Origin of the sequence: Gordonia sp. AC31, assembly GCF_031844505.1 — a bacterium.
GTDB classification, from domain to species: Bacteria; Actinomycetota; Actinomycetes; order Mycobacteriales; family Mycobacteriaceae; genus Gordonia; species Gordonia hongkongensis.
Window position 1 is genome coordinate 91,213 of record NZ_JAUZVK010000003.1, and the last position, 23,573, is coordinate 114,785.

A 23,573-nucleotide genomic window follows, 5' to 3' on the forward strand; every position below is an offset into this window, starting at 1 on the left:
GGGCCGCACGATGTGCAGGAGGCCTCCGGTGAGGCCACTCGACCTCGTCCGCCGTCGCCGTGGTCCGCGCCGTCCGTCCTCGTTCCCACGACGCGCCGCGACGCTGGTCGTCGGCGGCGGTCTGGTCGGTGCACTGGTCCTGGGGACCGCGACGTCGAGCGCCTCCGGCGGCAACGTCGCGTCGGCCGTCGTCGAGCCCGATGCCCCCGTGATGGTGGCCGAACTCGTCGCGGGTTCGCCGGGCGCACTCCTCGGCTTCGCGCCGCCGCCGGAGAAGCCCGCGACCGCGCTGCCGGCGCCGCAGTTCCGGCTCGCGAGCGACCTCCCCTCGGGCCCGCTGGGGATCCCGGGCGTCGTACTCCAGGCCTACAAGCTGGCCGCCAACCGCGTCGCCGCCGAGAGCGCGGCCTGCAAACTGCCGTGGTTCCTGCTGGCCGGCATCGGACGCATCGAGTCCAATCATGCGAGCAACGGCTCGGTCGATCAGTACGGCACGACGATCAACCCGATCGCCGGGCCGGTCCTCGACGGCTCGCTGGCCGGCAACGCGGTCATCAAGGACACCGACGGCGGACGCATCGACGGCGACGCCGGACACGACCGGGCGATGGGCCCGATGCAGTTCATCCCGAGCACGTGGGCAGCGTGGGGCTCCGACGCCAACGGCGACGGGAAACCCGACCCCAACAACATCTTCGACGCCACGTACTCGGCCGGCCGGTATCTCTGCGCCGGCGTCACCGACATCATGAACGAGCGCACTCGCGTGTCGGCGGTGCTGCGGTACAACCGCTCGATGGAGTATGTCGCCAACGTCCTCGGCTGGGCCGGGGCCTACGCGACGGGCGTGATGCCGACCGACCCCATCCCGGAGATGAAGCGCAAGCCGTCGAGCAGCTCGAGCTCGTCCAGCAAACCCAGGCGGCCGGAGTCCGGGTCGTCCTCGTCGTCGTCGTCCTCCACCACGCGGCGGCCGAGCCCTCCGCCGCCGCCGTGCATCATCGTCTGCCTGCCGTCGATTCCGCCGCTGTTCCCGGGCCAGCCCGCTCCCCCGCCCACCAAGAGGGAGGCCCCGGCGGTACAACAGGCACCGGCGGGGAACGCCGGCCCGAACAGGCCGGGAGGGGCGAGCACCCCGGTTCCCGTCCGCTGACGGCGCCACCGGAGGACCTGCGCCCGGAACCGTCGGCGCCGCCGGTAGTCTGGGCCAGATGACAACAGGAGTCGCGCCCACGGAATCGGCAGTTCGCGCCGCTCTGGGCAAGGTCAAGGATCCCGAGATCGGCAAGCCCATCACCGACATCGGGATGGTCAAGTCGGTCACGATCAACGACGACGCGAGCGTCGACGTCGGGGTGTACCTCACGACATCGGGGTGCCCGATGCGCACCGAGATCTCGCAGCGCGTGGAAACAGCAGTCGCCGACGTCCCGGGCGTCGGCGCGATCCGCGTCGAACTCGACGTCATGGACGACGAGCAGCGCACCGAGCTGCGCAAGAAGCTCCGCGGGGACAAGGCCGAGCCGGTCATCCCGTTCGCGCAGCCCGGCTCACTGACCCGCGTCTACGCCGTCGCGTCGGGTAAGGGCGGCGTCGGCAAGTCGAGCGTCACCGTCAACCTCGCCACGGCGCTCGCCGAACGCGGGCTCACCGTCGGCGTTCTCGACGCCGACATCTACGGCCACTCGGTCCCCCGCATGCTCGGGAGCGACGCCAAACCCACCCAGGTCGAGCGCATGATCATGCCGCCGAGCAACCACGGCGTCCGCTTCATCTCGATCGGACAGTTCACCGACGGCAACACGCCGGTGACCTGGCGCGGTCCCATGCTGCACCGAGCCCTGCAGCAGTTCCTCGCGGACGTCTACTGGGGCGATCTCGACGTCTTGCTCCTCGACCTCCCGCCGGGCACCGGTGACGTCGCGATCTCGATCGCGCAGCTCATCCCGGGCGCGGAGATCCTGGTGGTGACGACACCCCAGCAGGCCGCGGCGGAGGTCGCCGAGCGCGCCGGGGCCATCGCCCTGCAGACGCGGCAGAAGATCCTCGGCGTCGTCGAGAACATGTCGTGGCTGGAGCTGCCCGACGGCAGCCGCATGGAACCGTTCGGGTCCGGCGGCGGCGAGCAGGTGGCGCAACGCCTGACGCGCGCGGTGGGCGCCCAGGTCGACCTGCTGGGTCAGGTACCGCTCGAGACGGCCTTACGCGAAGGCGGCGACGCCGGTGTCCCGGTGGTGCTGTCGGCACCCGAATCTGCGTCCGGTTCCGCCCTGCGCGCCATCGCGGGCAAGCTCGCGGCGCGTAAGCGCGGCCTGGCGGGTATGAGTCTGGGACTCGACACCATCCGGAATTCCTGACCGGTCAGGTCGCGTCCCAGTCGGCCGCTGCGGGACGCGACCCCGACCGCGACGGGCGGTCCGACGCCGCGGACCCCGCCGGGCCGGCGGAGTCCTGATTGCCGGTCTCCTGCTTCTCGAACGACAGGGGCGCCGACACGGGCTTGATCTCCGGCGCCGCCGGGGTGGTCTTCCGGTCGACCGTGGTGGCGCTCTCGTTCAGCCGGAACAGTGAATCATCGCCGTCGAGAAGGTGTTTCGTGACGATCGACCGCGGCGTCATACCCCGCAGTTCGTTGAGGTCGGCGAGCGGCTTGCGCAGGTCGTCGAATTCGGGACCCAGCTCGTCCTTCAGCTGATTGCTCGCACCGGTCGCGTAATCACGAACCTTCTTGGCCGACTGCATCGTCCAGGAGACGGCACCGGGGAGACGTTCGGGGCCGAGGATGACGAGTGCCGCGACCACCAGGATCGCTATCTCGCCCCATCCGATGCTGCTGAACATGTGCCTCGTCCTGACCTGTGCGGTGGTGTGGTTAGTCGCTCGCCGGAGTGATGGTACCGCTGAACGTGCGACCCGCCCGCCAGTACTGGAACGGGACCGACTCGCCGATGCTCGCGGTCCGGATCGCGACGTTCAGCTCGTCGGCGCTCTCGATCGGGCGATTGTTGAACGAGGTGATCACGTCGTTCTCCCGGATGCCCGCGCGTTCGGCGGGGCTGCCGGCGACGACGTTGCGGACCTGTGCGCCCAGCACGCGCTCGTTGCGCACCGAACTGGCGTTGACGCCGATCTGCGGGTGGTTCACGCGGCCGTCGCGGATCAGCGCCTCCGCGATGGGCTTGGCCTCGTCGATGGGAATCGCGAATCCGAGACCGATGTTGCCGCCCCCGGCGCCGAGGCGCCCGGCGGTGTTGATGCCGACCACCTGGGCTTCGCCGTTGACCAGCGGACCGCCCGAGTTGCCCGGGTTGATCGCGGCATCGGTCTGGATCGCGTCGATCACCGCGTCGGTGTCGGACTCTGCGTCGGGCGTCAGCGCCACGGCTCGGTCGGTCGCGCTGACGATGCCGCTGGTCACGGTTCGGTTGAGCCCCAATGGAGATCCGAAGGCGACCACCTCTTCGCCGATCTGCAGGTCGCCCGAGCTACCGAGCACCGAGACCGTCGGGTTCTCGACATTGTCGACCTTCAACACGGCGAGATCGGTCTTGGGATCGCGACCGACGATGCGCGCCGGGACCCGCTGACGGTCGAAGAACACGACCTCCAGTTTGGCGCTCTTGTCGTTCGCGGCCATCGAGATGACGTGGTTGTTGGTGAGGATGTAACCCTCTTTGTCGATGACGAATCCCGACCCGGTGGCGTAGGCGCCCGCCGCGCGGACGTCGATGGCGACGACCGACTTCTCCACCGCCCGGGCCACCTCCGCCACGGACGACCGCGGTCCGGCGTCGCCGCCGGTGTCCTCGGTGGACAACTCGACCGTGTCACTGGTGAGCGGCGCGGCCACCTCCGCGGTGTACCGGCCCATCAGCCCGCCGACGAGCCCGATCAGCAACGCGATCACCGCGAGCGTGGCCAGGGCGACCCAGCTCAGGCGATTGCCGAGCAGGATGTCGCGGACACCGAGCTTGGGGCCGGTCTCGGTCGGGATGTCCGACGATGCGGATGCCAGCGCGGGTGCGTCCAGCCGCGCCGGGCTCTCCGGGTCGCGCCACGGGTCCTCCGGCGCCTGCGGCTGCTCGGTGTGGCCGTAGGTCGCGAGCGGATCCCGCTGCAGGGTGTCGCTCGATCCGGCCGGCCGGCCGAAGGCCTCGGCGAGCACCGGGTCCGGAGGTGCGATCTGCGGCTCGGGCGGCCGCTTGTCGCCATCCGAGGTGGCGAACGAGCCGCGCACACCCGACGGGCGGCCGAACACCTGCGCGGTCGACGGCGACACGGGCGAGTGTCGGGTCCGCGACGGCGTCAGACGTTGTGGCTCGGGCGGTTCGGCGCGCCGCGCGAACTGTGCGTCACCGGTATCGGGAGAATCGGCGTCGGGGGCCACGGTCACCGGCCCCGGCGACGGAAGGCGCGGCCGCGGGCCGCGGGGATGCCGTCGGTCGGCGCATCGGGCGACACCGTCGGCCCGAACCCTGCCGGGCGGGGTGGCTCGGAGCTCAGATCGATCTCACGCGTGGGGATCTGGGAGAGCTGACCGAGGAGGGAGTCCGGGATCGACACGCGGCCGGACTCGCGGAGTCGGGTGCGGGCCAACGACTGCGCCTCGACCGCGGTGACGCACTCGGGGCACAGCGCCAGATGATGAGCGGCCCGCGCATGCGCGGACATCCCGAGCTCGCCGTCGACGAAGGCGGCAACCGCCTCAGGGGCCAGGTGCTCAGTGGGTGCGAAGCCGCGTCCGCCGGCCGTACCCGGCGCGCGGTAGCCGCGGTTGGGCAGGAACGACGAGGGAGCCGGACTCCAGGTGTTCGTATTCCACCTGGCTGGGGTCCAGGAGGACCGCCGGCGACGAAGGTTGGGAGTCGGCGGTTCGACACCGCCGCTTCCGGTCGGACGCCCGCGATCGCCGTCCATCATCGTCGTTCACCCCTCTCCACGACGAAACCGCCGCACGATGAATCCTGTGTTGCCACTGGGCTCTGCTGCTGTCTGCCACGGTACCGACCGGCGGCATCCGATGCCGTCCCCCGAACGCGCGGCGTCCGCGGGCTGCGGATTCCGATCGCATCGTGTCCCGTGACACAGGCAACGTCTCAGCGTATCCGAGACTCCCAACGATGCTCGGCGGAGCAGGGTTCCCGGCAGCGACCTCAGGCGTGCGAGCCGAGCGCGACCGAACGGCTGCTGGTGTGGCCCTGGGCCGCGAGGGCGTCGCGGATGCTCTGCCGACCGCGATGGATGCGGCTGCGGACGGTACCCAGCTTGACACCGAGGGTCGCGGAGATCTCCTCGTAGGACAGGCCCTCGATGTCACACAGCACCACGGCCGCGCGGAAGTCGGGAGCCAGCGAGTCCAGGGCGCGCTGCAGGTCGGGGTCGAGGTTCGTCGCGTCGAAGACCTGCTGCGGATCCGGGGTGTCGGCCGGCACCCGGTCGTACTCCTCGGGCAGGGCTTCCATCCGGATCTTGCTGCGGCGACGGACCATGTCGAGGAACAGGTTGGTGGTGATGCGGTGCAACCAGCCCTCGAAGGTGCCGGGACGGTAGTTCGACAGCGAGCGGAAGACCCGGATGAACGTCTCCTGCGTGAGGTCCTCGGCGTCGTGCTGATTCCCCGACAGACGGTAGGCCAGACGGTAGACGCGGTCGGCGTGTTCGCGGACCAGGTCGTCCCAGGACGGCATGAGCAGTTCGTCGCCGGTGGCGTCGAAACCTGCGGTGCCCGCCGGAACGGCGGGCACGGCGTCGGCGGGATCGCGGGGATCGGTCATGGTCGGTGGTCGGTTCCTCTCTCGTGAAACACGCACCCGGTGACCCAAGCACTCACCGAAGACGAACGGATGATTCCGGCTGGGTATTCCCGAGCTGCCAGGGAGTTCACACCGACCTCCCGGGACCTGTCCCAACCGGAACAGCTCTCACCCTCTCCTATCGGAGTGTGGCCGCCGTATGAGGCGCCTGAGTGTTGCCTGAGGATGCATCGGCCGTCTCGCCGCGAGCGGATTCGCCCAGGTCTGGCGTGCCGGATCGGGTTCCGCCGCGGGGCCGGACTAACCTCGACGCGTGACCGAGTCAACGCCGTCCACACGCCCCGACCTGATCGCCTACGCCGAGTCGGCCATCGTCGAGGACGACGCCGTCATCGCCGCCCGCGCTCGCGCCGAGGAGCTCGGCGCGACACCGGTCAGCCCGGCGGTCGGCGCGCTACTGGCTCTGCTGGCCCGCGCGGCCGATGCGCGCGCCGTCGTGGAGATCGGGACCGGCACCGGGGTGAGCGGCCTCTGGCTGCTCAACGGCATGTCGGCCGACGGCGTGCTGACCACGATCGATCCCGAGCCCGAACATCACCGGGCCGCGAGGGCGTCGTTCGCCGGCGCCGACATCGCCCCCGGCCGCACCCGGCTCATCAACGGCACGCCGGTCGAGGTGCTGCCGCGGTTGTCCGACGCGTCCTATGACCTGGTCTTCGTGGACGGACCACTGCTGGACCTGCCCCGGTTCGTGCGTGAGGCCGTCCGGATGTTGCGACCGGGAGGTGTCGTGGTCGTCCACAACGCGACCGCGCACGGAACGGTCGGCGACCCGGCCCGCACCGAACCGCCGACGGCGGCGGCCCGCGAGGCGGCCCTGCTGATCGCCGACGACGAGCAGCTGCTTCCCGTGGTCATCCCGCTCGGGCCCGGCGTGCTCGCCGCCGCGAAGATCCGCTAGGCGGCCGCCCCGACCGGACTAGACGTCCGTCGAGAACCGGATCCCGTTGTCGGGGATCTCGATTCCCGGCCACACCCGGGCGCCGCGCAGCAACTCGCAGCGGGCGCCGATGTCGGCGCCGTCGCCGATGACCGTGTCCCGGACCAGCGCACGCGGCCCGATGCGGGCACCGAAGCCGATGATCGACCGTTCCACGACCGCGCCGGCCTCGATCACGGCACCGTCGAAGACGACCGCGCCGTCGAGACGGGCGCGCGGGCCGACCTCGGCGCCACGGCCGACCACCGTGCCGCCGATCAGGAGAGCACCCGGGCCCACTCCCGCGCCTTCGTGCACGAGGGACTCGCCGCGACGGTCCCCCAGGGCGGGCGACGGCGCGATTCCGCGGACGAGGTCGGCCGAGCCGCGGACGAAGTCCTCGGGCGTACCCATGTCCCGCCAGTACGCGTGATCGACGTGTGCGTGGACGTGACTGCCCTCGGCGAGCAGCCGGGGGAACACCTCACGCTCGACCGACACCGGCAGGCCGGCCGGGATGGATTCGATGACCTCGCGCTTGAACACATAGGTGCCGGCATTGATCTGGTCGGTCGGCGGGTCCTGGGTCTTCTCCAGGAACGCGGTGACCCGGCCGTCGGCGTCGGTCGGGACGCAGCCGAACGCGCGGGGGTCGCTGACCCGCACGAGGTGGATGGTGACGTCGGCGTCGGCGGCGCGGTGACTGTCGATGACGTCGCCGACATCGGTGCCACCGAGGACGTCGCCGTTGAACACCACGATCGTGCTCGCGGTCAGTTCGTCGAGGACGTTGCGGATACCGCCGCCGGTACCCAGCGGCTCGTCCTCGGTGACGTAGCGCATGCGCAGGCCCAGCTTCGAACCGTCGCCGTAGTACTCGCTGAAGACCTCGGCCTTGAACGAGGTGCTGAGCACGATGTCGCGGATACCGGCCGCCCGGATACGGGACAGCAGATGGGTCAGGAACGGCAGCCCGGCGGTGGGCAGCATCGGTTTCGGCGCCGACAGGGTGAGTGGGCGCAGGCGGGTTCCCTTCCCGCCGACGAGGACGACGGCCTCGACGTCCTCCCTGATGTTGTCCGATCCCCCCACGGACGGTCTTTCCACCGACTCACGCACGGTGTAGTTGTCCACTGGATCGGGTCCTTCCTCGAGGTGACTGGTGTTCACTTCAGCATTCATCGGGAGTTCTCGCTCGCCGACGCGCGTCGCGCCGCGCGCACGGCGAGCCGGGATCGGACCTCCAGGCCGATGCGCAACGCCAGGCGCAGCGGCGCCCGCCACGGTCCCGGATTGCGGTCGGCCTGGAACCGGTAGGCACTGCGGTGGTGGGCGGGCAGCATCTTCTCCGGATGCCGACCGGCGCTGTGCCCCTTGGTGTGCACGACCTCCGCGCTCGGCACGTAGACGTTCTGCCAGCCGGCCTTGCCGAGTCGGTCGCCGAGATCGACGTCCTCCATGTACATGAAGTAGCGGGCATCGAAGCCGCCGATGGCGTCGAAGGCCTCGCGCCGCACGAGCAGGCACGAGCCCGACAGCCACCCCACCGGGCGTTCCGACGGTGTCTCGTCGCCCGCGCGGTAGGCCGCGGTCCACGGATTGGACTTCCACACCGTGCCGAGGATCGCGTGTCCGGTGCCCGACACGAGGTCGGGAACGCGCCGCGCCGAGGGGTAGATCGAGCCGTCGGGTTCGCGGATCAGCGGGCCGAGCGAACCCGCTCGCGGCCAGCGCTGCGCGGCGGCCATCAGCTCGTCGATGGCACCGGGCTTCCATTCGACATCCGGATTGGAGATGAGCACGAACTCGACATCCGGGTCGAGTTCGGCGACACCGCGGTTCATCGCACCGCCGTAGCCGATGTTGCCGCCGGTGCGGACCAGCGTGACCGTGTCGTACTCCTGCTCGGCCCGCTCGGGCGCGCCGTCGTCGGACCCGTTGTCGGCGATGATGACCTGCGGCATGACGTCGGTGACGGCGTCGAGGCTGCGCAGGAAGGTCACGAGGTGATCGCCCGAGAAATAGGTCACCGTCACCACGGCTGGCTGAACTGGCACGCCGCTCAGGGTAACGAACCGGGCTCGGCGTCCGACGCGGCGATCGCCGCGTGCAGCGCGGGTCGCCACGGCCGGAGCGGGGTGAGACCGGCGGCCTCCCAGGAGTGGCCGGAGAGCACCGAGAACGCCGGCCGCGGGGCCGGGCGCGGGAACTCGGCGGTCGTCGTGGGCAGGACCCGGTCGGGCTGCGCCCCGACCTCTTCGAAGACCCCGCGGGCGACGTCGAACCAGGTGGCGGTGCCCGAGTTCGTCGCATGCAGGACCGCGCCACAGACCTCGTCGCGCGGGCCCGCGACGACGAGTTCCCAGAGCCCGTCGGCGAGGTCGTACGAGTAGGTCGGGGACCCGAGCTGGTCGTCGACGACCGACACCGTCTCCCGCGACTGTTCGAGCCGCCGCATCGTGCCGACGAAGTCGCGGCTGTCGGGTCCGCCCGTGTAGACCCATGCCGTCCGGACGACGGTGGCTCGCCGATCCGCCGACAGCGCGGCGCGTTCGCCGTCGAGTTTGGTGCGGCCGTACACGGTCGCGGGCGTTCCGCTCACGTCGTCGGGTTCGTATCCGTTCCGCTCGACCGGCCGGGAACCCTCCGCGGCGGCACCGGGGAACACGTAGTCGGTCGACACGTGCACGAACCACGCGCCGGCGTCGGCGGTCCGGCGCGCAAGCACCTCGGGCCCGGTGGTGTTGACCCGCCGCGAGCCTTCCGCATCGGCCTCGGCTCCGTCGACGTCGGTGTAGGCCGCGCAGTTCACCACGATGTCGTCGGGGCCGAGGTCGCCCAGCGCGGCGGCCACCGAGGTCGGGTCGGCGATGTCGACGTCGGCTGAGGTGAGCGGCCGCACGACGACGTCGGGAACCTCGGTCGACCGTGCTTGCAGGGCAGTTCCCAGCTGCCCGCCGGCGCCGACGATGTACACGGTGGGGTTGCTCGGCGTCACACGCATGAGCACCATCGTGCCGGAGTCCGGCGGTACCCACGCGGCGACGCGCTCGCCGGCACACGTGACGACGGCTACTCACACGACCGGCGTTGCGTTCTCGAATTCGCGAATCACTTCAGTAGCCTGGCGACAGCACACAACAGCCGACCCGCCTTGCACATCAGCATCGACATCCTCAGGCGTAACGCTCGCCGCGTCGACCCCGGACCCGATGTGCCGACCTCGAAAGGGACCGCTCACCAGTGGATTCACCATCCGACGGCCCGCGTCGGCGCGCGCAGCCGCGCCGTCCGGCACGGCCGGGTCCGGACGGGCGTCAGCCGATGTCCGGCGATCGGCGCGCCCCGGAGCCCGGCGCGCGCAGGCGCCCGGCCCGGCCCCCGTACGACGGTGGACCAGATGGACGCGAATCCCCGCGCCGCGCGGCACCGCTCCCCGGTGAACCGGGCAATCCCCCACCCCGAGCGCGACGCCAGCCCCCGCCGGACCCGCGACGTCGCGCTGCCGATCCACGCGAACCCCGCGACCCCCGGCGTCGGCCGGCCGCCGACCCCCGTAACTCCGAACGTCGCGACCCCGGCAATCGACGAGCCACGCCAGAAGCCGTGGAACCCACCCCGACCCGGCAGCGCCGCCCCGGCGAGCCGCGGCCGGTCCGACGCACCTCCGGCGAGATCCACACCCGCCCGGTCACGGCCGTGAAGCGGACGTCCGAGCGGAAGCCGGGCGACCCCAAGACGAGCCCGCGGAAGCCGACCGCACGTCAGTCCACCGACCCGAAGCCGACCGGACCCAAGCAGACCGGACCCAAGCAGACCGGACCGAAATCGGCCGGACCGAAGCAGACCGGACCGAAGTCCGGCGACCGGCGCACGGCGGCGACGTCGTCGGCACCCGAACCACCGTCGAAGCCGCCGGCGGACAGCCGACGCAAAGGTGCCCGCATCCCGGGGGCCGGCTGGGGTCGTGCGCTCATCGCGGTCGCCTCGGTGGCGGTGCTGTTGTGCACCGGATACGCCTGGAACACGATGTCGGATCTGCAGACCCGCATCACGCAGCTCGGCGGACTCGATCTCGGCGGTGGCGCCGAAGACGGGGCCGTCGACATCCTCCTCGTGGGCACCGATTCGCGGACCGACGCCAAGGGCAATCCGCTGTCGCCGGAGGAACTCCGACTCCTGCGGTCGGGCGACGAGGTCGCGACCAACACCGACACCATCCTGCTGATCCGCATCCCCGACGACGGCTCGTCGGCGACCGCGATCTCGATCCCCCGCGACTCGTATGTCGACGTACCCGGTGTCGGGATGAGCAAGATCAACGCCGCCTACGGCACGACGCGCGAAACCGTTCGCGCGCAAGCGGTCACCGATGGCAAATCCGAGAGCGAGGCCGAGTCCGAGGGCACCCTGGCGGGCCGGAAGGCGTTGGTGGACACCGTCGCCAACCTGACCGGCGTGCAGGTCGACCACTACGCGGAGGTGGGCCTGCTGGGGTTCGTGCTGCTGACGAACGCGGCCGGGGGCATCGACGTCTGCCTGAACGACGCGGTCCGGGATCCCTTCACGGGCGCGCGGTTCCGCGCCGGCCGTCAGACTCTCGACGGGCCCAAGGCGCTCAGCTTCGTGCGCCAGCGCCACGGCCTCCCCCGCGGCGATCTCGACCGCATCACCCGTCAGCAGGCGTTCATGGCGTCGCTGACGCAGAAGATCATCTCGGCGAACACCCTGACCGATCCGGGTAAGCTGTCGGAGCTGCAGGACGCGGTGTCGCGGTCGGTGGTCATCGACGACGACTGGGACATCATCCGGTTCGCCGAACAGCTCAAGGATCTCAGCGGCGGCCGGGTGAAGTTCGCGACCATCCCGATCGTGACCGAGCAGGGCTGGAGCGAGGACGGTCAGCAGAGCGTCGTCCAGGTGGACCCGCGCGAGGTCCAGGCCTTCACCGGTGACCTGCTGGCACCGAAGCAGACGCAGGGCATCCAGCGCGGCGACTACACGGTCGACGTGGTCAACGCCGGCACCATCGACGGGCTCGCCTCGAACGTCGCGAACATCCTGACCAACAAGGGTTTCCGGGTCGGAGCAACCTCCAGCGGCAAGGCCGACACGAAGGACTCGATCGTGTACGCCAAGGAGGAGAGCGACGCCGCTCGGCTCCTCGCCAAGGATCTCGGCGGCGCCCAGGTCGTCGCCGATCCCGCCCTCGGCGACGATCAGTTGAAGGTGGTGCTCACCAACACCTACGCCGGTCCGGGCTCGATCAGCGACACCGGCGACCAGACCGACAACACGCCGGCGAGCGAGCGCGTCGGCAACAAGCGCCCGCCGATCACCGCGGGCAACGAGGGGCCCATGTGCGTGAACTGACTCCGAACACTCTCACCGACGCGATCTTCGCCGCGGTCGCCGATCATTCGCGTCCGCTGCTGACCTACTACGACGACGCGACCGGTGAGCGCACCGAGCTCTCGGCGGCGACCCTCGGCAACTGGGCGGCCAAGACCGCGAACTACCTACGCGACGAGATCGGGGTCGCCGAAGGCGATGTCGTCGCGGTCGATCTCCCGGAGCACTGGCAGACGGCCGGCATCCTGCTGGGCGCGCTCTGGGCAGGCGCCGAGGTGCACTTCGACTCCACCGAAGACCCGATGGTCGTGTTCACCAGCCGTGATCGCCTGAACAGCCATCCCGACGTCGACGAGATCGTGGTCGCCTCGCTCGATCCGTTCGCGCTGCCGCTGCGCGACCTGCCGCCCGGCGTCGGCGACTACGGCAGCGTCGTCCGCGTCCACGGCGATCAGTTCTCGTCTCGGTACCCTGCATCGGCCACCCTGGAGGGCGCCCCCATCGGCGAGGTGCTCGACGACGCCCGGGCGACGGCCGAGCGCCAGGGAATCGGACCGGGCGCCCGCGTGGTGTCCACCCGGCCGTGGTACTCCGGCGACCGGGTGATCGCCCATCTCCTGACACCATTGTTGATGGGGGGCAGCCTCGTTCACGTCTCCGCGGCCACCCCGGAACGGGTCGCGGCCATCGCCGAGATGGAGAAGGCCACGTTGGTCCTGTCGTGAACCCCCGGCGGGCTCGCCGCCGATCGGGCACAGTGGGGACATGCGAATCCCCCGCGCGGTGGCCCGTCTGAACAAGCGAGTGACCAACCCCATCCAGCGACAATGGGCGCCCCGCCTGGCCCCGTACGCGATGGTCGAGCACGTCGGACGCAAGTCCGGCAAGCACTACTCGATCCCGGTGATGGCGTGGGTCGACGGCGATCGGCTCACCATCATCCTCACGTACGGGCGGCACACCGACTGGGTCCGCAATGTGCAGGCCGCCGGGACCTTCGGCCTGATCCGCAAGAACCGGCACTACCGGGTGACCGGTCCGCGGGTGGTGCCGTCGGACTCGCCGGACATCGCCCGGGGTGCCCGCATCCCGGCGCGACTCTTCGACTCCGCGCTCCTCGGCACACTGCACGCGGCGTGATCTGATGGCCGACGACCCGCTCGACGACTTCGACGCCGAGGACGTGACCCTGTACGGGACCACCCGCCGGGTGCATCGCCTCGGCAGTGGTCCCGCCGTCATCGTCATCGCCGAGATGCCGGGGATCAGCCCCAAGGTCGCCGACGTCGCGCGCCGGGTGGCCGGGGCGGGCGCCACCGCGGTGCTGCCGTCGTTGTTCGGCGTCGACGGCCGTGATCCTCGACCCGACAACCTCGGCGCGGTCGGCTCGGCGACGAACATGCTCGGCACCATCGCACGGGCATGCATCACCCGCGAGTTCACGATCCTGGCCACCGGCAAGACGTCACCGGTCGCGTCGTGGCTGCGGGCGTTGGCCGCCCGCGAACACGACCGGTGTGGCGGGCCCGGGGTCGGTGCCGTCGGGATGTGTTTCACCGGCGGGTTCGCACTCGCGATGGCCACCGACGAGCGGATGCTCGCCCCGGTGCTGTCCCAGCCCTCACTGCCGTTCGCGGTGTTGCCGGGACGCGCGCGGGCCATCGACGTGAGCGAGTCGGATCTCGCTCTGGTGCAGGCGCGGTGCGCACGCGGCCTCGAGGTGATGGGTCTGCGTTTCCAGGGCGACCGTCTGGTGCCGGGAGCCCGATTCGCGTATCTCCGGGAGATCCTCGGCGACGCCTTCATCGGCATCGAGCTACCCGACGAGTCCGCGAACCCGGATTCGATGCTGCCGCGGCCACATTCGGTGCTCACCGAGGACCTCCGCGACGAGCCCGGGCAGCCGACCCGCGAGGCCTACGATCGGGTCATCGACTTCTTCACCGCGAAGCTCGGCCTGCAGCCGACGATCTGATCGACGGAAGTGCTACTCCCCCAACAGTTCCTGCTGGAGTGCCGCGTCCTTGTCGAGAACCATCTGTTCGAGCCCCTGCTGGAATTCGACCATCCGGGCGCGCAGGTCGGCGTCGGCGGCGGCGAGGATGCGGACCGCGAGCAGCCCGGCGTTGCGGGCGCCGCCGACCGACACCGTGGCCACCGGGACCCCGGCGGGCATCTGCACGATCGACAGCAGCGAATCCAGTCCGTCGAGATGCCGCAGCGGGACCGGTACCCCGATCACCGGCAGCGGGGTCGCCGACGCGACCATGCCCGGAAGATGCGCGGCGCCACCGGCTCCCGCGATGATCACCTCGATGCCGTGGCCCGCCGCCCCTGCCGCGTAGTCGAGCATGCGCTGCGGTGTGCGGTGAGCCGAGACGACACCCACCTGGAACGGCACGTCGAACTCGGCGAGGGCCTCGGCGGCCGCCTTCATCGTCGGCCAGTCCGAATCACTGCCCATGATCAGGCCCACCCGCGGGCCGTGCGTCTCACTCATGAATGTTCATCCCATCCGTCGGTCCACGTCGCCCGCGACATCCACTGGGCCGCGCGTTCGGCACGCTCCCGTACCGACTCCGGCGAATCCCCTTCGCGCCCGACGATGTTCACATGCCCGATCTTGCGATCGGGTCGCTCGCCCTTGCCGTAGAGATGCACCTTGGCCTCGGGCATCCGGGCCATGAGGTGGTGCAGCCGCTCGTCCATCGACATCGCCGGTGCGTCCGCCGCACCGAGGATGTTGGCCATCACCGTCACCGGCGCACTCGGTGCCGTGCTGCCCAGCGGATAGTCGAGGACGGCGCGCAGGTGCTGCTCGAACTGCGAGGTCACCGCGCCGTCCATCGTCCAGTGCCCGCTGTTGTGCGGACGCATCGCCAGTTCGTTGACGACCAGCTCGCCGTCGACGGTCTCGAAGAGTTCCATCGCCATCACACCGACCACGCCGAGCTCGTCGGCGAGCCGCAAGGCCATCTGCTGTGCGTGCGCGGCGACCTCGTCGTCGAGCCCGGGAGCCGGTGCCAGGACGACCGCGCACTGCCCGTGGCGCTGGATGGTCTCGACCACCGGCCACGCCCCACCCTGGCCGAACGGCGACCGCGCGATCATCGCCGACAACTCTCGTCGCATCGGCACCTTCTGTTCGGCGAGCAGCGCCGGTGCGTCGTCGGGGTACTCGTCGAAGACCGCGAGAGCGTCGTCCGCGCCGTCGACGAGCCACACCCCGCGGCCGTCGTAACCGCCGCGCACCGCCTTGACGACGATGGCCCAGTCGTTGGCCTCACCGAACTCGATCAGACGAGACCTGGCCGCGGCCCGGTCCCCGGCCAGGTCGGCGAAGTCGGGCACGGGCAGTCCGAGCTCGGCAAGCCGGACCCGCATGGCGAGCTTGTCCTGCGCGAAATGCAGTGCCTTCGACGGCGGCAGCACCGCGACGCCGTCGGCTTCGAGTGCCTGCAGGTGCGCCAGCGGGACACCCTCGTGGTCGAAGGTCACCGCGACCGACCCGGACGCGGCGCGCCGCAGATCGTCGAGGTCGTCGTGCGACCCCAGGACGATGTCGGCGCTCACCTGGGCGGCCGGGTCCGATTCGGACGCGGCGAGCACTCGCAGGCACTGGCCCAGGGCGATGGCGGCCTGGTGGGTCATCCGAGCGAGCTGCCCACCGCCGATCATCGTCACGGTCGGCATCCCCGACGCCCGGCCGCCCGGGCGCCCCGACTCAGGGACCGGCGGCACCTGCGACGACGGGGCCACGGCACCGCCGACCTGCTCGCGTGAATTCACGCGCACCATCGTGGCATGTACGCGGCATCATTCGCACAACCGCCCGGCACGTGTCCCGGCGGTTTCGTTTCGTACACTCGGATCTTGTGCCATTGATCGACGAGATGATCGCCCGCCTCCCAGCGCCGGTCCGTCGGCTCGTGATGCGGCACCACGAACTGATCAAGTTCGCGATGGTCGGCGGGACCACCTTCGTCTTCGACCTCGCCATCTTCTACAGCCTGAGCCTCACGGTCCTGGAGACCAAGCCGGTCATCGCCAAGGTCATCGCCGGCGTCCTGGCCACCATCCTGAGCTACATCCTCAATCGCGAGTGGGCGTTCAAGAACCGCGGCGGCCGCGAACGTCACCACGAGGCGATGCTGTTCTTCGCCATCAGCGGGATCGGCGTCATCCTCCAGGCCGCCCCGCTGTTCGTCGCCAACAACATCTTCGACATGCGCTCCAACCTGAGCGTGTCCGAGATCGTGGTCATCGACTTCGTGCTCGGCTACATCATCGGCAACCTCATGCAGATGGCGTTCCGGTTCTGGGCACTGCGCAAGTTCGCCTTCCCCGAAGAACAGTTGCGCGGCGGGGACGCCGGATCGACCGACCTGCACCCCTCGCTCGCCGAGCTCAACGATGAGGAACTCGGTCACGCCTGACGCCCGATCGCGGGGGCCGACCGGAGTTCTCGTCGATCTCGTCGGCGAGTTCGGAGTCGCCCCGGTCGGTGCCGAGCTGATCGCGTCCGGTGACCAGCCGCGCGGGCACGACGATCGCGAACACCGGCGGTCGCCGGACGGTCAGTTCGAGTCGGCCACCGTCGGATTCGATCAGTGCCCGCGCGAGTGACAGGCCGACCCCGCTCCGGCCCGCGCCGGGCCGTCGGCCGGCCGAGAAACCCCGACGGAAGATGTGTGCGGCGATCTCGTCGGCGACCCCGTCACCCTCGTCGGCGACGGTGATGCGCACCAGGTCCCCCGCGGGCAGGGTGCCGACGTGGATCCGGCAGGTCCCGCGGCCGTGCTGCAGGGCATTGTCGACCAGCACACTGACCGCCTCCCGGAGACGACCCGGGTTCGCGGTCAGCGCGTGCGGGACGCCGTCGAAGGTCGCCAGCAGTTCGCGGCCCCTCGCCTCGAAGGCGTGCCGGAAATCCCCGACCAGCGTCGTCAGCATGTCCGACACGTCGACGAACTCGGGCGCGGGTTCGTCGGCCCGGGACGCCTCGACCAGCTCGTCGAGTTCGGCGGAGAGCCGCTCGATCTGATCGAGGGCGGCCTCGGCCTCGGTGACGACCGCGGGGTCATCGTGCAGGGAGAGTTCCTCCAGGCGTAGCTGGATCGCGGTGAGGCGGCTGCGCAGCTGGTGGGAGGCGTCGCCGGCGACCTCCCGCTCGCGCTCGAGGCGCAGGGCGAGTTCGGCGTTCGCGTCGGCCAGTGCACGCGACACCCGATCGAGTTCGGCGATGCCGTACATCTTCCACTGGGTCCGGAAGTCGCCCCGGCCCATGGTCGCGGCCCGATCGGCGAGATCGGTCAGCGGATCGACGATCCGACCCGCGGTGACCGCGGCTACCAGCGTGCCGCCGATGACGGACGCGACGACGATGACGGCCACGATCGAGGCGGCGGTGAACTGGTCGTTGCGCACCTCGTCGCGCGGGATGGACAGGGTCAGCGTCCCGGCTGCGCCGAGAGCGATGGACTCCGAGAGCCGGGGCTCGCTGATGTCCGCCCCGACCACCGTGCGCTGCAGGGTGCCGGTGGGGTCGGGGAAGGTGACGATCAGGCTGCCGTTCGGCGGCAGCAGCAGCTGGAACGCCTCACGGTCGAGGGACTCCGGCGGGATCCGGCCGTCGGCCCCCTCCTGCCGGATCAGTTGGTCTGCGATGACCTTCAGCCGATTGTCGAGGTCCTGATGCGCGTTGTCGGCGACCCACCACCACGCGACGACACTCAGCGGGATGCCCAGCAGCCCACCGACCGCCAGCAGGACGGCGATCATGGTCGTGAGCAGGCGACGGCGCATGAGACGACTAGGGGTCGAACCGGAATCCGACGCCGCGCACGGTCACGATGTGGCGGGGACGGTCGTGGCGGTCGTCGCCGATCTTCCGGCGCAGCCACGAGATGTGCATGTCCAGGGTCTTCGACGACCGCAGGTCGGCCGAACCCCACACCTCGGTGAGGATCTCCTCGCGCGTCACCACCTCGCCCGCGCGTTCCATGAGGAAGCGCAGCAGGTCGAACTCGCGGTTGGCCAGGGTGAGGTCGTGTCCGTTCACCAGGACGCGGCGTGCCCGCGCGTCCAGGCGCAGGGCACCGCCCTCGAGGACGACGTCACCGGGCTGGCGACGCCGCAGGAGGGCACGCACCCGCGCCAGCAGCTCGGCCAGGCGGAACGGCTTGCCGACGTAGTCGTCGGCGCCGGCGTCGAGGCCGACCACGAAATCCACCTCGTCGGTGCGTGCGGTCAGCATCAGCACCGCGAGCGCGGGTCGCTGGGCACGTACCCGCCGGCACACCTCCAGACCGTCGAGCACCGGTAGCCCGAGGTCGAGGATGAGTAGTTCATAGCGGGTGTCGAGGGCTTTCTCCAGGGCATCCGCCCCGGTCGAGACCACCTCGCAGCCGTAACCCTCACGCGACAGCGCCCGCGCGAGCGGTTCGGCGATCGCGGCGTCGTCCTCGGCGAGCAGCACTGTCGTCATCGGTCGCGGACCCCCCGGTTCTCCGCCCGGTCACCGGGGTGCACGGGACCGTCCGCTGTCTGGTCGTAGGAATCGCGCCGGTGTCCGTCCCACGGATGATCTTCGTCGTCGTGGACGTCGAGCACCTCGTGGTACAGCAGCGCGTGCACCCTCTCCACCTGCGGGATGTCGTCGAAGGACAGCGGTTCGTCGGAGGCCGACTCGATGACCAGCGTGCCGGTGCGCAGCATCCGGTCGACGAGGCCGTGCCGGAACTCGACGGTGTTGATCCGGCGGATCGGGATGTCGATGCCCGACCGGGTGATGATTCCGTTGCGGAACATCACCCGCCGGTCGGTGAGCACGAAATGCGTTGTCTTCCACGACATCAGCGGGCGGACGAAGTACCAGCAGAAGCCGATGGCCCAGACCGCCGCGACCGCGATGAGCAGCACGGTCTGCGGTGTCGACCGCAGCCCCGACGACGTGATGACGCCGAGGAGTACGCCGGCGGCGGCGGTGAGGAGCCCGAACAAAAGGAACGGCCCGAGCAGGCATTTCCAGTGCGGGTGCCGATGGAGGACGACGCGTTCCCCCGACGCCAGGTTCTCCCGCGGATAGGCCATGCGGCTCAGCATAAACGGCCGGGTGCCGCAGTAGACTGCCAATCACGCCGACCGCCGTCCTCGTGCCGTGAGCATGCCAGGGCCCTGACACCAGATCCGACCGACACCAGATCCGACCATCGGCTCCCACGACCGGTCGGGGAGGAGAACGCCATGAGCTACCAGGATCCCCGCGACCCGCGGACCGCGCGCTACGAGTCCGGTTACACACCCGAGTCGCGTGCCTACAGCAGCCAGAACGACCCGTATGCGCGCGATCCATACGCGGCCGATCCCTATGCGGGGGATCCGTACGGGGGCCAGGGCGCCTACGGCCGGCCCGGCCAGCCCGCCAAGCCCCGTCGTGGCCCGGACATCAATCCCGTCACGTTCGCCGGCGGTGTGGTCATGACCGGCGTGGTGACCGGTCTCGCGGCATGGCTCGTCGCGTGGATCATCTCCGCATTCGTGGAGAAGGTGAACGAGTCGGGCAAGTTCGGCGTGTGGAACCCGGTCGCCGCCAGCGAGCTCTGGTTCGGCGTCGTCGGCTTCCTGTGCGCGCTCGCCGCGGGTGCGCTCTGGTACGTGCTGCACCTGGTCACGCCGTCACCCGATCAGTTCTACCGGTGGATCGTCGGCCTGCTGCTGGTGGCGGCCGTGCTGATCCCGATCCTGACCTACAACCAGATCTCGGTGGGCATCGAGACCGCGATCGTGCACCTGGTGATTGGTCTGCCCTCGCTGACGATCATCCCGGCGATGGCCGGCAAGAGCGTCCAGCGCCCCGCCGGCTGAGCCGGCGAGGAGCGGAGCGACGAGCCGAGTCGAAGTCACTCCGGCCGCAGGTGGGTGACGTCCCCCGCGGCGGCCACGACCTGCTCACCGTCGGCGTCGACGACGATCCGGCCGGAGGAGTCGACACCGGTCGCGGTGCCGACGACCTCACGATCGCCGGGCAGGACCAGCCGTACGCGACGGCCGATGGTGTCGCTGTCGTCGCGGTACCGCGCCGCGAGCCCGTCCAGGTCGTGCGGCCACAGGTCGAGCAGCTCGGAGAGCGCCCGCAGGTACGACGCGGCGAGCTCGGTCAGCGGGACGTCGCGGCCGGTGGCGAGCCGGAGCGAGGTGGCGGTCGGGACCGGCAGCTGCTCCTCCGCCATCGTGGTGTTGAGCCCGGTGCCGATCACCGCCACGCCTCCCGGGCCCCCTGCGGCATGCTCGCTGCGGGTGTATTCCGAGAGGATGCCCGCGACCTTCTTGCCGTCGATGAGCACGTCGTTCGGCCATTTGAGCGTCGGACGGATCCCCATCGCGTCGTCGACACCCTGCACGGCGGCGAGTCCGGCCAGCAGCGACAGCCAGCCCAGGTCCTCGGTGTGGTCGGCGACGTCGAGCGCGGCCGACATGGCCAGCTGCGTGCCGGCCGGCGCGGTCCAGGTGCGGGCGTGGCGGCCACGTCCGGCGGTCTGGTCGGTGGTGATCCGCACGGTGCCCCCGACGGATTCGCCCGCGGCGCGCGACACGAGGTCGGCGTTGGTCGAACCGGTCGCCTCGACCACCTCGATCCGGTGCCAGCGGGTGCCGGTGAGACGGGTGCGGAGCAGATCGGCGTCGAGACTCATACCTGACGAAACTACTGGCCGCCGCCTCCGCACGAACGGATACCACCGGTTTCACGGTCGACCCGCCAGCCCACCGACCGATCGCTCGTAAACCTGAGGGATATCTCACGTTGATCCGGTTGACGTGGCTCACACTCGGGTAGTTAGCATCGTCAGTCATGACCACTGCTTCGCGCGACGACGCCGCCGCTCCCGACATCCACACGACGGCGGGAAAGCTCGCCGATCTGCGCAATCGTCTCGAGGAGACCAAGCATCCGGTGGGTGAGGCCGCCGTCGAGAAGACCCACGCCAAGGGCAAGCTCACCGCGCGGGAACGGATCACCCACCTGCTCGACGAGGGGTCCTTCGTCGAACTCGACGCCCTCGCCCGGCACCGCAGCACCAACTTCGGACTCGCCGAGCGCCGCCCGCTCGGTGACGGCGTCGTCTCGGGTTACGGCACCATCGACGGTCGCGAGGTCTGCGTCTTCTCGCAGGATTCCACCGTCTTCGGCGGCAGCCTCGGCGAGGTCTACGGCGAGAAGATCGTCAAGGTCATGGACCTCGCGATCAAGACCGGTCGCCCCCTGATCGGCATCAACGACGGCGCCGGCGCCCGCATCCAGGAGGGCGTGGTCTCGCTCGGCCTCTACGGCGAGATCTTCCACCGCAACGTGCGTGCTTCCGGTGTCATCCCGCAGATCTCGCTGATCATGGGCGCCGCGGCCGGTGGTCACGTGTACTCCCCCGCGCTCACCGACTTCGTGGTCATGGTCGACCAGACCAGCCAGATGTTCATCACCGGTCCGGACGTCATCAAGACGGTCACCGGTGAAGAGGTGACGATGGAGGAGCTCGGCGGCGCCCACACGCACATGTCGAAGTCGGGCACCGCGCACTACGTCGCCTCCGACGAAGAGGACGCCCTGGAGTACGTCAAGGAACTCCTGAGCTACCTGCCGAGCAACAACCGCGCCGATGCCCCGCGTCTGCCCGTCGCGCAGCCGGCCGCCGGTTCCATCGAGGACACCCTCACCGAAGAAGACCTCGAGCTCGACACCCTGATCCCGGATTCGCCGAACCAACCCTATGACATGCACGAGGTCATCCGTCGCATCCTCGACGACGACGAGTTCCTCGAGGTGCAGGCCGAGTACGCGACGAACATCATCATCGGCTACGGCCGGGTGGACGGCCGCAGCGTCGGCATCGTCGCCAACCAGCCGACGCAGTTCGCCGGCTGCCTCGACATCGACGCCTCGGAGAAGGCCGCCCGGTTCGTGCGCACCTGCGACGCCTTCAACATCCCCATCGTCACCCTGGTCGACGTCCCGGGCTTCCTTCCCGGCACCGATCAGGAGTACCGCGGCATCATCCGTCGCGGTGCGAAGCTGCTCTACGCCTACGGCGAGGCGACGGTCGGCAAGATCACCGTCATCACCCGGAAGGCCTACGGCGGCGCGTACGACGTCATGGGCTCCAAGCACATGGGTGCCGACGTGAACCTGGCGTGGCCCACCGCCCAGATCGCCGTCATGGGCGCCTCGGGTGCGGTCGGGTTCGTGTATCGCAGCCAGCTCAAGGACGCGGCCGCCAAGGGCGAGGACGTCGACGCACTGCGTCTGCAGCTGCAGGAGGAGTACGAGGACACCCTCGTCAACCCGTATGTCGCGGCCGCCCGCGGATACGTGGACGCGGTGATCCCGCCGAGCCACACCCGCGGTCAGATCGCCACCGCGCTCAAGCTGCTCGAGCGCAAGATGGTCAACCTGCCGCCGAAGAAGCACGGCAACATCCCCCTGTGACACCAGCGGTCAGTTCCGAGAGCGAGAATCCCGTGAGCGAAGACTCCACGAAGTCCGAGCGTCCGTTCCTGACGGTCGTCGGCGGCAATCCGACCGACGAGGACCTCGCCGTGCTGGTGACCGTCCTCGCCGGTGCCGGTTCGGGCGGCGGTTCGGCCGAGCCCGAGACCCGGAACGACTGGGGCCACCCGATCGACCGGCTGCGTCCGCAGTGGGGCGGCCCGGGAAGCTTCACCAACCTGCGTTACTGACGATGACATCCGAATCCGAGATCGGGCCGGGTACTCCCGGCCCGATCTTCGTACTCGGTTCGGCCTCCCCTGCCCGGCTCCGCATCCTTCGGGCGGCAGGCGTCGAGCCGGTCGTGCGGGTGTCGGATGTCGACGAGGATGCGCTCCTCGCCGCGCTCCCCGATTCCACACCGGCCGATGTGGTGGTCGCCGAACTCGCCCGCGCGAAGGCGGAAGCCGTTGCGGCACTTCCGGAGATCGCCGAACTCGCCGGGTCCGGCACCCCCGTGGCCGTCATCGGCTGCGACTCGATGCTCCATCTAGGCGGCCGGCTGCTCGGCAAACCGCACACCCCCGAACGCGCCGTCGAGCAGTGGTCGGAGATGCGCGGTCGTAGCGCGGACCTGCTGACCGGCCATCACCTGATCCGCCTCGACCGGCCCACGACCGCCGGCGGGACGAGCTCCACCACGATCCATTTCGCCGCCGCCGACGACCACGTCATCGAGCGGTATGTCGCCAGCGGTGAACCCCTGCAGGTGGCCGGCGCATTCACCCTCGACGGTCTGGGTGGCTGGCTGGTCGAGCGTATCGAGGGCGACCCGTCGTCGGTCATCGGTATCGGCCTGCCGCTGGTCCGCACCCTCCTGGCCGACGTCGGGCTCTCGGTCACCGACTTCTGGCGCCACTGACGACGACCCGCTCCCTGAGGCGCGACCGCCCGGCCCGGCTCCTTGCGGTGAGCGCATCAACCCCCTCCGCTCCCTGAGCAGCCTATG

The 23,573-nt window shown here is 70.1% G+C and carries 25 protein-coding genes; 12 read left to right on the forward strand and 13 right to left on the reverse strand.

Annotated elements, in window-relative coordinates; translation table 11 throughout:
* Positions 1–28 precede the first annotated feature (28 nt).
* Together Q9R39_RS04795 and Q9R39_RS04800 are read left to right on the forward strand one after the other, a co-directional pair.
* Positions 29–1,153, forward strand: coding sequence for a lytic murein transglycosylase (locus Q9R39_RS04795; RefSeq protein ID WP_311277152.1), 1,125 nt, complete (start codon positions 29–31; stop codon positions 1,151–1,153).
* Positions 1,154–1,211: 58 nt separating this feature from the next.
* On the forward strand, positions 1,212–2,357 hold the full coding sequence (locus Q9R39_RS04800; protein WP_055475030.1) for an Mrp/NBP35 family ATP-binding protein: 1,146 nt from the start codon (positions 1,212–1,214) through the stop codon (positions 2,355–2,357).
* 4 nt (positions 2,358–2,361) lie between these two features.
* Here Q9R39_RS04800 and tatB read toward each other — a convergent pair whose 3' ends face one another.
* The 4 genes from tatB to sigE form a co-directional block, all read right to left on the reverse strand.
* Complete coding sequence (gene tatB / locus Q9R39_RS04805; RefSeq protein WP_247451887.1) at positions 2,362–2,841, reverse strand: Sec-independent protein translocase protein TatB; 480 nt, start codon at positions 2,839–2,841, stop codon at positions 2,362–2,364.
* Between the two features lie 31 nt (positions 2,842–2,872).
* Complete coding sequence (locus Q9R39_RS04810) at positions 2,873–4,393, reverse strand: trypsin-like peptidase domain-containing protein (RefSeq protein ID WP_311277153.1); 1,521 nt, start codon at positions 4,391–4,393, stop codon at positions 2,873–2,875.
* Positions 4,390–4,920, reverse strand: a complete 531-nt coding sequence (locus Q9R39_RS04815) for a hypothetical protein (protein WP_055475033.1) — start codon at positions 4,918–4,920, stop codon at positions 4,390–4,392. The genes Q9R39_RS04810 and Q9R39_RS04815 overlap by 4 nt, the downstream gene beginning before the upstream one ends.
* Positions 4,921–5,153: 233 nt before the next feature.
* Positions 5,154–5,774, reverse strand: a complete 621-nt coding sequence (sigE, locus tag Q9R39_RS04820; protein WP_055475034.1) for an RNA polymerase sigma factor SigE — start codon at positions 5,772–5,774, stop codon at positions 5,154–5,156.
* A gap of 292 nt (positions 5,775–6,066) precedes the next feature.
* Here sigE and Q9R39_RS04825 point away from each other — a divergent pair, with 292 nt between their 5' ends.
* Entirely contained in the window at positions 6,067–6,714 is a 648-nt protein-coding gene (locus tag Q9R39_RS04825) for an O-methyltransferase (RefSeq protein ID WP_055475035.1), read from the forward strand.
* 18 nt (positions 6,715–6,732) lie between these two features.
* Here the strand turns inward: Q9R39_RS04825 and Q9R39_RS04830 are convergent, their stop codons facing one another.
* From Q9R39_RS04830 to rfbD, 3 genes are read right to left on the reverse strand one after another with little or no spacing between them, the layout of a single operon-like run.
* On the reverse strand, positions 6,733–7,866 hold the full coding sequence (locus Q9R39_RS04830) for a sugar phosphate nucleotidyltransferase (protein ID WP_055475036.1): 1,134 nt from the start codon (positions 7,864–7,866) through the stop codon (positions 6,733–6,735).
* A gap of 44 nt (positions 7,867–7,910) precedes the next feature.
* Complete coding sequence (locus Q9R39_RS04835; protein WP_311277154.1) at positions 7,911–8,789, reverse strand: glycosyltransferase family 2 protein; 879 nt, start codon at positions 8,787–8,789, stop codon at positions 7,911–7,913.
* A 5-nt stretch (positions 8,790–8,794) separates the two neighbouring features.
* Positions 8,795–9,745, reverse strand: coding sequence for a dTDP-4-dehydrorhamnose reductase (gene rfbD, locus Q9R39_RS04840; RefSeq protein WP_311277155.1), 951 nt, complete (start codon positions 9,743–9,745; stop codon positions 8,795–8,797).
* A gap of 593 nt (positions 9,746–10,338) precedes the next feature.
* Here rfbD and Q9R39_RS04845 point away from each other — a divergent pair.
* Genes Q9R39_RS04845 through Q9R39_RS04860 form a run of 4 tightly spaced genes read left to right on the forward strand, consistent with a single transcriptional unit; the run spans position 10,339 to position 14,059 of the window.
* Entirely contained in the window at positions 10,339–12,105 is a 1,767-nt protein-coding gene (locus tag Q9R39_RS04845; protein WP_396275641.1) for an LCP family protein, read from the forward strand.
* The gene (locus Q9R39_RS04850) at positions 12,093–12,809 is read left to right on the forward strand and encodes a TIGR03089 family protein (RefSeq protein WP_311277157.1); all 717 of its coding nucleotides are present in this window, start codon (positions 12,093–12,095) and stop codon (positions 12,807–12,809) included. The genes Q9R39_RS04845 and Q9R39_RS04850 overlap by 13 nt, the downstream gene beginning before the upstream one ends.
* 40 nt (positions 12,810–12,849) lie before the next feature.
* Positions 12,850–13,224 carry a nitroreductase family deazaflavin-dependent oxidoreductase gene (locus tag Q9R39_RS04855; protein WP_068971137.1) on the forward strand — a complete coding sequence of 125 codons (375 nt, stop codon included), beginning with the start codon at positions 12,850–12,852 and terminating at the stop codon, positions 13,222–13,224.
* 4 nt (positions 13,225–13,228) lie between these two features.
* On the forward strand, positions 13,229–14,059 hold the full coding sequence (locus Q9R39_RS04860) for a dienelactone hydrolase family protein (protein ID WP_159370541.1): 831 nt from the start codon (positions 13,229–13,231) through the stop codon (positions 14,057–14,059).
* 12 nt (positions 14,060–14,071) lie between these two features.
* On the opposite strand, the gene purE is transcribed toward Q9R39_RS04860, so the two are convergent.
* Entirely contained in the window at positions 14,072–14,584 is a 513-nt protein-coding gene (gene purE / locus Q9R39_RS04865) for a 5-(carboxyamino)imidazole ribonucleotide mutase (protein WP_055475043.1), read from the reverse strand.
* Positions 14,581–15,777, reverse strand: coding sequence for a 5-(carboxyamino)imidazole ribonucleotide synthase (locus Q9R39_RS04870; protein ID WP_311277195.1), 1,197 nt, complete (start codon positions 15,775–15,777; stop codon positions 14,581–14,583). Before Q9R39_RS04870 ends, purE begins: the two co-directional genes overlap by 4 nt.
* A gap of 182 nt (positions 15,778–15,959) precedes the next feature.
* On the opposite strand from Q9R39_RS04870, the gene Q9R39_RS04875 reads away from it, so the two are divergent.
* On the forward strand, positions 15,960–16,520 hold the full coding sequence (locus Q9R39_RS04875) for a GtrA family protein (RefSeq protein ID WP_197282748.1): 561 nt from the start codon (positions 15,960–15,962) through the stop codon (positions 16,518–16,520).
* Here the strand turns inward: Q9R39_RS04875 and Q9R39_RS04880 are convergent.
* The 3 genes from Q9R39_RS04880 to Q9R39_RS04890 are packed head-to-tail and all read right to left on the reverse strand — an operon-like array spanning position 16,492 to position 19,176.
* Complete coding sequence (locus Q9R39_RS04880) at positions 16,492–17,889, reverse strand: HAMP domain-containing sensor histidine kinase (RefSeq protein WP_311277158.1); 1,398 nt, start codon at positions 17,887–17,889, stop codon at positions 16,492–16,494. The two genes, Q9R39_RS04875 and Q9R39_RS04880, sit on opposite strands and share 29 nt — an antisense overlap.
* A gap of 7 nt (positions 17,890–17,896) precedes the next feature.
* A complete protein-coding gene (locus Q9R39_RS04885) occupies positions 17,897–18,571 on the reverse strand; it encodes a response regulator transcription factor (RefSeq protein ID WP_004572230.1) in 675 nt (224 codons plus the stop codon).
* Entirely contained in the window at positions 18,568–19,176 is a 609-nt protein-coding gene (locus Q9R39_RS04890) for a PH domain-containing protein (RefSeq protein WP_231742513.1), read from the reverse strand. The genes Q9R39_RS04885 and Q9R39_RS04890 overlap by 4 nt, the downstream gene beginning before the upstream one ends.
* 153 nt (positions 19,177–19,329) lie before the next feature.
* Between Q9R39_RS04890 and Q9R39_RS04895 the strand changes: the two genes are divergently transcribed.
* Positions 19,330–19,950: a hypothetical protein gene (locus Q9R39_RS04895; protein WP_055475047.1), complete on the forward strand. Its 621-nt coding sequence runs from the start codon at positions 19,330–19,332 to the stop codon at positions 19,948–19,950.
* Positions 19,951–19,985: 35 nt separating this feature from the next.
* On the opposite strand, the gene Q9R39_RS04900 is transcribed toward Q9R39_RS04895, so the two are convergent.
* Positions 19,986–20,777 carry a biotin--[acetyl-CoA-carboxylase] ligase gene (locus Q9R39_RS04900; RefSeq protein WP_247451877.1) on the reverse strand — a complete coding sequence of 264 codons (792 nt, stop codon included), beginning with the start codon at positions 20,775–20,777 and terminating at the stop codon, positions 19,986–19,988.
* A 158-nt stretch (positions 20,778–20,935) separates the two neighbouring features.
* Here Q9R39_RS04900 and Q9R39_RS04905 point away from each other — a divergent pair, with 158 nt between their 5' ends.
* Genes Q9R39_RS04905 through Q9R39_RS04915 form a run of 3 tightly spaced genes read left to right on the forward strand, consistent with a single transcriptional unit; the run spans position 20,936 to position 23,486 of the window.
* Entirely contained in the window at positions 20,936–22,564 is a 1,629-nt protein-coding gene (locus Q9R39_RS04905; protein WP_055475049.1) for an acyl-CoA carboxylase subunit beta, read from the forward strand.
* A gap of 32 nt (positions 22,565–22,596) precedes the next feature.
* Complete coding sequence (locus tag Q9R39_RS04910; RefSeq protein WP_171011626.1) at positions 22,597–22,815, forward strand: acyl-CoA carboxylase subunit epsilon; 219 nt, start codon at positions 22,597–22,599, stop codon at positions 22,813–22,815.
* 2 nt (positions 22,816–22,817) lie between these two features.
* The gene (locus tag Q9R39_RS04915) at positions 22,818–23,486 is read left to right on the forward strand and encodes a Maf family nucleotide pyrophosphatase (protein ID WP_311277159.1); all 669 of its coding nucleotides are present in this window, start codon (positions 22,818–22,820) and stop codon (positions 23,484–23,486) included.
* The last annotated feature ends 87 nt before the right edge of the window (positions 23,487–23,573 follow it).